7 protein-coding genes and 2 pseudogenes are annotated in these 5,399 nt (G+C 67.8%); 6 read left to right on the top strand and 3 right to left on the bottom strand.

Annotated elements, in window-relative coordinates; genetic code table 11:
- Window positions 1–54 precede the first annotated feature (54 nt).
- From ACH4D3_RS41090 to ACH4D3_RS41065, 6 genes and pseudogenes are all read left to right on the top strand, one after another.
- A complete protein-coding gene (locus tag ACH4D3_RS41090) occupies window positions 55–543 on the top strand; it encodes an ATP-binding protein (protein ID WP_398332870.1) in 489 nt (162 codons plus the stop codon).
- Between the two features lie 66 nt (window positions 544–609).
- Window positions 610–1,063 (top strand): annotated as a pseudogene (locus tag ACH4D3_RS41085) (transposase family protein); the annotation flags it as partial.
- A gap of 524 nt (window positions 1,064–1,587) precedes the next feature.
- Window positions 1,588–1,929: a TetR/AcrR family transcriptional regulator gene (locus tag ACH4D3_RS41080; protein WP_398332869.1), complete on the top strand. Its 342-nt coding sequence runs from the start codon at window positions 1,588–1,590 to the stop codon at window positions 1,927–1,929.
- Window positions 1,926–2,171 carry a hypothetical protein gene (locus tag ACH4D3_RS41075; protein WP_398332868.1) on the top strand — a complete coding sequence of 82 codons (246 nt, stop codon included), beginning with the start codon at window positions 1,926–1,928 and terminating at the stop codon, window positions 2,169–2,171. Before ACH4D3_RS41080 ends, ACH4D3_RS41075 begins: the two co-directional genes overlap by 4 nt.
- 180 nt (window positions 2,172–2,351) lie before the next feature.
- Window positions 2,352–2,993: a hypothetical protein gene (locus ACH4D3_RS41070; protein WP_398332867.1), complete on the top strand. Its 642-nt coding sequence runs from the start codon at window positions 2,352–2,354 to the stop codon at window positions 2,991–2,993.
- A 48-nt stretch (window positions 2,994–3,041) separates the two neighbouring features.
- Window positions 3,042–3,176: a LuxR C-terminal-related transcriptional regulator gene (locus ACH4D3_RS41065; RefSeq protein WP_398332871.1), complete on the top strand. Its 135-nt coding sequence runs from the start codon at window positions 3,042–3,044 to the stop codon at window positions 3,174–3,176.
- Here ACH4D3_RS41065 and ACH4D3_RS41060 read toward each other — a convergent pair.
- From ACH4D3_RS41060 to ACH4D3_RS41050, 3 genes and pseudogenes are all read right to left on the bottom strand, one after another.
- Window positions 3,136–3,526: pseudogene (locus tag ACH4D3_RS41060) on the bottom strand (TIGR03618 family F420-dependent PPOX class oxidoreductase). The gene ACH4D3_RS41065 and the pseudogene ACH4D3_RS41060 overlap by 41 nt on opposite strands.
- Window positions 3,527–3,666: 140 nt before the next feature.
- Window positions 3,667–5,106, bottom strand: coding sequence for a dihydrolipoyl dehydrogenase family protein (locus ACH4D3_RS41055; protein ID WP_398332866.1), 1,440 nt, complete (start codon window positions 5,104–5,106; stop codon window positions 3,667–3,669).
- A 2-nt stretch (window positions 5,107–5,108) separates the two neighbouring features.
- On the bottom strand, window positions 5,109–5,399 hold a 291-nt coding region (locus tag ACH4D3_RS41050), incomplete at its 5' end, for a DUF308 domain-containing protein (protein WP_398332865.1).

The raw sequence follows: 5,399 nt of genomic DNA, 5'->3' as shown, positions 1-5,399 counted from the left end.
AACTCCCGTTGATAGCAATGCATCAACGACGCAGAACGCTCACGGTGACGCTCGTTGCAGACAGCGAATCGAGGGGCTCACGCCCCGCTGATAACGGTCGGCGTCGGCAAGACCCACGTCGCCCAGGCCCTCGGCCACCTCGCCGTCCGCCAGGGCGCCCACGTCCGCTTCGCCAAGACCAGCCGCATCCTTGCAGACCTCGCCGGCGGCCACGCGGACCGCACCTGGGAGAAGCGGATCCGCGAGCTGGTCCGCCCCGACGTCCTCATCCTCGACGACTTCGCGATGCGCCAGCTGAACGCCACCCAGGCCGACGACCTCTACGAACTCGTCTCCGAGCGGCAGGGAAGGTCTCTGATCATCACCAGCAACCGGGCACCCAGCGACTGGTATCCCCTCTTCCCCAACCCAGTCGTCGCCGAGTCCCTCCTTGACCGGCTCATCAACACCAGCCACCAGGTGATCATGAACGGTCCCAGCTACCGACCGAACAAGCGACCCAAGAACCCCACCAGCAAGCCGGACGATCCCAAGATCAAGTAGCAGTCACCGTCCCCGGGGCTGGGGAATTACGTGAACTCAGCCCTGGGGAATTACGTGAGCGTCCACAACGGCACGCTCGCCGAGTGCGACCGGGTCGGTGACAGCCGGGCCGACTTCTCCCAGAAGCACCGCCGCCACGGCGTGAACGTGCAGGTCATCGCCGACCCTGCGGGCACGCTGCTGTGGATCTCGCCCGCACTGCCCGGACGCACCCACGACCTCACCGCGGCCCGCACCCACTGCATCATCCGGATCTGCGAACGCCAAGGCGTTCCCGTCCTCGCCGACCGTGCCTACATCGGGGCCGGCTCCTGGGTGACCACGCCGATCAGACGCCTTCCGCACCAGGACCTCACCGCGACCCAGCAGACGATCAACCGGGTCCTGTCAGCGGCACGAGCACCGGCTGAACAAAGCGTCGCGAGACTGAAATCCTGGGGCATCTTCCGTCGAGCTCGCTGCAGCCAACCGCATGACCGCCATCGCCACTGCCGTCCTCACCCCGGAGCGTCAACACTGAAAACACTCACTGGCTCCTGAGGATCTGGGACGGGCATCTCCTCCCTCTATACAGGGTGGCAGCCCGATTAGCGTGATCGACTTCAGATCGCCCTCACCGGCTCGGCTCATGCGTCGTTGCCCACCCGCAGTCAGACTCAGCAGGCGGGCGGGGTCGTGGGTGGACATCGACAGTGGGAGCTTCCGAAGTCGTAGATCAGTGAGGTCCCCGCCGCAGGTGCGGCCTGGGCGAGGGGTGCGTCCTCCCGGTGCGGTGCGCCGAGACGCCGGCGGGCACGGAGCGCAGGCGCCGAGCTCACGTGGTGAAGACGCTGGTCAGTTCCTCGACTGCCGTCCAGAGCCGTTCTTCACGATCGGGGTCGTAGGACTCCGTGGATGAGCGGGTCTCGCGGGTGCGGTCCACATAGGAGCCGCAGGATGCTGGAGTGAGGCCGAGAACGACGTCGGCAAGGCGCTGACCGGCTTGGGGTTTCGTGTGACAGCGTCAAACCAATGGTATTACGTTGTCATCTGTATCCTTCAGGCATGGTCAGTCGTGCAGAGTCCGCCGCCTCCACCCGCCGTGCCCTCCTCGACTCGGCCACCGATCTGCTCGACGAGGGCGGCCCCGACGCGGTGACCCTGCGGGACGTGGCCGCACGGGCAGGTGTGAGCCGCGGCGCCCCCTACGGGCACTTCGCCGACAAAGAGAGCATGCTCGCCGCAGAGGGCTGCGAGCGCCTCAGTGACGAGATCGCAGCCCAGCAAGGCACTCCATCCGAACGGCTCCGAGGCGCCCTGGCCGCGCTTGTCACGGTCGGCCGCCGCCACCCGCATCGCTACCGGCAGATGTTCGGCCCCCGACCGGCGAAGAGTCCGAGAGGGTGATCAGCGCCTCCTGCCATGCTCAGGAGGAATTTCTGGCAATCGTTTCCGACCTCGTCGACGAACGCGACATCCATCGATACGGGGGCCGACTCTTCACCGGTGTCAGCGGCATCATCGCCGCGGAACTGAGCGACCATTTCGCCACGGGGCCGTGGCACACCTCCGCCGACGAGCTTGTCAACACCCTCGTTACGATCATCACCGACGGACGACACCTGAGCATCAGGGCTCGAGATATTTAAGGTCCGAGGTTACGGCGGCCGGAAGTCGGGTGGGGGCACAAGTAGACAAGTCGGTGGAAGGCCGACCGCCAGTAGGGGACGATCATGACGTGCACGACCGTGCTCTTGTCGTATGTGCCCGAACGCGTTGAGCGGTGCGATGCCGTGCTGACGTCGGATCGATGAAGGAGAACCAGCGCCATGTCTGAGACCTCGACCACCACCCAAGTGGCCTCGCAGTACGCCGCCCAGGTGGCCGCCGACCTGGAGAGCAACGCCAAGGAGCAGGAACGCATCGGGGCGGAGGTCGCCACGCTGCAGGAGCGGCTCACCGCCCTGCAGCACGACCACAATGTGCTGGTGAACATTCAGCAGGCACTGGTCGGCGCCACGTCTGTGTTGGCCGCCGAGAGCACCGTCGTGCCCTCGCCCCGCAAGGAGACGGCCGTAGAACCGGCCGGTGGCAAACGCGCACGGACCAAAAAGGACGCCGCCACTCAGAGCCGCAAAACGACCAAGAAGACCGCCGCCAAGAAGGCACCTGCGACCGACGCCACGCCCAAGAACGCGGCCACGAAGAGCTCCGCACCTACACTCGTCGACCTCGTCCGTCGCCACCTCACCACACAGCACGAACCGCGGTCCGCCGCAGAGGTCTCCGCGGCGGTCAACCAGGCGCATCCCGAACGCGCCACTCGGACCACGGTGGTACGCAACACCCTTGAGGGCCTCGTAGCCAAGCAACAGGCCCAGCGCACCAAGCAGGGTTCTTCGGTCTACTACACCGCGATCAGCGCGCAGGAGCCGTCGGCAGCGTCCGAACCCGGCGCAGAGGCCAGCTGACGTCTTCTCCGGACTTCTGGCGGTCGAGACGATCCCGACCTCCACACTCTGACCCGACGGGAAACAGAGATACTGCGCATGCTCTCCGAAGGGCACAGCCTCGCGGCCATCTCGGCGCACGTCTGCTATTCCGAACGTACCGTCAAGAACATCCTGTGCGTTCGACCTCCATCCACGCACTGACTCGGGGGCGTTCCCGATCCGGGTAGGGCTTGCCCGTGATGTGGAGGGCCATGCGGTCGATGTCCCGCAGGCCCTCCGTCGTCGTACATCTCGGTGACGCGGCCGAAGACCGTGACGTGGGTGTACCAGGCGGGGCCGTCGAAGACGGTGAGGGTCACTCGCGGGTCGTGGCGCAGGTGCTTCAGGCGCACCCGGCTCTCGTCGAGGCTGAATAGGACGCGACCGTCCTCCCACAGGTATCCGGTGGCGGTGGAGACGGGTGAGCCGTCCGAGCGCAGGGTGGCCATGACGGCGGGGTTCGCACGGCGCAGCATGTCCTGGGCCTCGTGCGGCAACGGTGGCCTCGGCATACGGTGATCCTTCCGATCGGGACCAGACGGTCTGGCTTGTGTTGTTGCGTGACCGGATCTCCCATGGGGTCATGCCGACGCGGTGTGTGTCCCGTCCCTTTGTGGTGGTGTTGGGAGGGGGTGTTGGGTGGGGTGGGTGGTCAGTGGCCGTAGGCTTCCAGGAGGCGCAGCCATACTTCGCTCACTGTGGGGAATGCGGGGACGGCGTGCCACAGCCGGTCGATGGGGACTTCGCCGACTATGGCGATGGTTGCTGCGTGGATCAGTTCGGCTACGTCGGGTCCGGCGAGTGTGAATCCGACGATGACCTTGCGGTCCTCGTCGACGATCATGCGGGCGTGTCCCTTGTATCCGTCGGCGTGGAGGACCGATCCGGCGATGGCGGCCAGGTCGTAGTCGATGACGCGGGTGCGTACTCCGGCGGCTTCGGCCGCGGCGGCGGTCAGTCCGACCGACGCGATCTCCGGTTCGGTGAAGACCACTTGCGGTACCGCGCGTTCGTCGGCGGTGGCCGTGTGCCGGCCCCACGGAGCGTCGTCGACCGTTTCGTCCTTGGCCCGTGCCACGATGACGTCACCCACGGCACGCGCCTGGTACTTGCCCTGGTGGGTCAGCAGGACGCGGCGGTTGACGTCGCCGGCGGCATACAGCCATCCGCCGCCGAGTGGTGCCCCGTCCTGGTCGAGGACCCGCAGGGTGTTGTCCACCGTCAGCCAGGAGCCGGGTGTCAGAGCGATGGTTTCCAGGCCGATGTCCTGGGTGTTGGGGGTGCGGCCGATCGCGACGAGTACCTCGTCGGCTTCGATGTCCTCGCCGTCGGTGAGGGTGATGTGCACGGTGCCGTTGCCGTCCCGTTTGACGGCACCGGCTTCTGCGCCCAGGCGCACGGAGACACCGGCCTCGCGCAGTGACTCGGTGACCCGCTTGCCGGCGAACGGTTCCGCGAGCGGCAGGACACCGTCGCGGGCCAGTACGGTCACGGTCGAGCCCAGAGCGGCGAACGCGGTCGCCATCTCGGAGGCGACGACGCCGCCGCCGATGACGGCGAGCCGGGCGGGAACCGTGCGCGCGGTGGCGGCCTCGCGGCTGCTCCACGGCGTCGACTCCAGCAGACCGGGAAGGTCCGGCAGCAGCGCGGCGGTCCCGGTCGCCACCACCACCGCGTGCCGCGCGGTCAGCTCGGTCGTGGTGCCCGACGCGTCGGTGACCTCGACCAGCCGCTCGGAACCGATCCGTCCCTGGCCCCGGTACAGGGTGATCCCGGCCGATTCGAGCCAGGACACCTGCCCGTCGTCCTTCCAGTTGGAGGCGAAGGAGTCGCGGCGCCGGAGTACGGCGGCGACGTCGAGGTCGCCGGAGACCGCTTCTCTGGATCCGGGCAGGTGCCGGGCGGCGCGCAGCGCCGCCGTGCTGCGCAGCAGTGCCTTGGTCGGCATGCAGGCCCAGTAGGAGCACTCACCGCCCACCAGTTCCCGCTCCACGATGGCGGCACTCAGTCCGCCCTGCACCACCCGGTCGGCGACGTTCTCGCCGACCGGTCCCGCGCCGATGATGACGACGTCGTAGGTGTGCTTGCTCATGGTCAGGCCTCCTTGGCGGCGCGGCCCAGGCGCAGGGCCGAGATGAGGAAGAAGATGCCGCCCGGGATGGCGTAGCCGACCGCGCTGGCCAGGGAGGGGTCGTCCGCACCGGCGGAGGCGACGAAGGAGGCTCCGGCCAGGACGGAGATGCCGCCGCTGAGGATCATCGGCCACTGGCCGCCCATCTTGCGGCGGGGGACGGCCACGATCAGCTGGACCAGCCCGGACACGATGGCCCAGGCGCCCCACACGCGCAGCACCGCGGGAATGCCGGACGTGGCGGCGATGCCCAC

This window comes from Streptomyces sp. NPDC018026 (genome assembly GCF_044327745.1).
In the GTDB taxonomy this organism is placed as follows: domain Bacteria; phylum Actinomycetota; class Actinomycetes; order Streptomycetales; family Streptomycetaceae; genus Streptomyces; species Streptomyces rubrogriseus.
The sequence above is the reverse complement of the archived record's forward strand: the minus strand, read 5'-3'. Positions and strand labels throughout refer to the sequence as shown.